1 protein-coding gene is annotated in these 1,293 nt (G+C 58.0%); it reads left to right on the forward strand.

Translation table 11 applies throughout. The features are described from left to right. Positions 1-77 precede the first annotated feature (77 nt). Positions 78-1,265, forward strand: coding sequence for a helix-turn-helix domain-containing protein (locus tag NKH38_RS33215; RefSeq protein ID WP_023731000.1), 1,188 nt, complete (start codon positions 78-80; stop codon positions 1,263-1,265). Positions 1,266-1,293: the final 28 nt, after the last annotated feature.

The following is a 1,293-nucleotide window of genomic DNA, read 5'->3' on the forward strand; positions in this document are numbered from 1 at the left end:
TGCCCTTCCCGAGAGATGGGTGACAGTTCATTCCGGAGACATGGGTTACACTTTCGGCCCTTTGCAAGGAGAGCAAGGTGCCTTGGAAGGAGTGTAACGTCATGGAAGAGCGGCTGAAGTTCATTGCCCGGCTGCTGGACGGCGAGAAGATATCGGTGCTTTGCCGTGAGTTCGATATCTCGCGCAAGACCGGCTACAAGATCCTCACACGCTACAATGACAGTGGCCTTGAGGGGCTGACGGATCGATCACGCCGACCCTACCGCCACGCCAATCAGCTTCCGTTTCAAATCGAGAAGCTGATTGTGCGCCTCAAGCAAGACAAGCCGACCTGGGGTGCGCCAAAGATACGCGAACGGTTGGCCCGGCTGTATCCTGACGTTCACCGGCCTGCGATCTCGACGGTGCATGCGGTTCTCGACCGCCATGGCCTGGTCGAGCGCCGCAAGCGAAGGCGCAACAGGGCGATGGGAACACCACTTTCAAACGGCTATCGGCCCAACGATCTGTGGTGTGCCGACTACAAAGGCGAGTTCATGCTCGCCGATCGGCGCTATTGCTATCCGCTGACGATCACCGACTTCGCCAGCCGCTATCTCATCGCCTGCGAGGCGTTGTCGACTACCAAGGAAGCCTATGCCTTCACGGTGTTCGAGAGCGTTTTCAAAGAGTTCGGCCTGCCCAGCGCCATCAGGACCGACAATGGCGTTCCCTTTGCCAGCCCAAACGCGCTGTTCAATCTCAGCAAACTGTCGGTCTGGTGGCTGCGCCTGGGCATCGACATCGAGCGCATCCAGCCGGGCTGTCCGCAGCAGAACGGGCGCCATGAGCGCATGCACCTGACTCTCAAGAAGGAAACCACCAAACCGGCTGGCGCCAATTTCCTGCAGCAGCAGGCCAGGTTCGATGACTTCATCAATGAGTTCAACTCAGAACGCCCACATCAGGCGCTCGACATGGCCTGTCCAGCCGAGCGCTACACCCCGTCACCGCGCATCTATGCCGGCCTGCCGGATCTCGATTATCCGTTTCACGACAAGGCCGTCACCGTCACCACCTGCGGCCGCATCTGCTACAATCGCAAGAAGATCAACCTCAGCCTCGTCTTTGCCGGCCAGACCGTCGGCATCAAACAGGTCGAGGACCATATCTGGCTGGCTTCCTTCATGGATTATGATTTGGGCTACTTCGATGATGAGACATGCAGGCTCGAACCACTCCAAAACCCCTTCGGGCCAAAAGTGTTACCCATGTCTCCGATATAAACCGTAACCTATGTGTCCGGAATGGACC

Origin of the sequence: Mesorhizobium sp. M1078, assembly GCF_040318615.1 — a bacterium.
Taxonomy (GTDB): Bacteria; Pseudomonadota; Alphaproteobacteria; order Rhizobiales; family Rhizobiaceae; genus Mesorhizobium.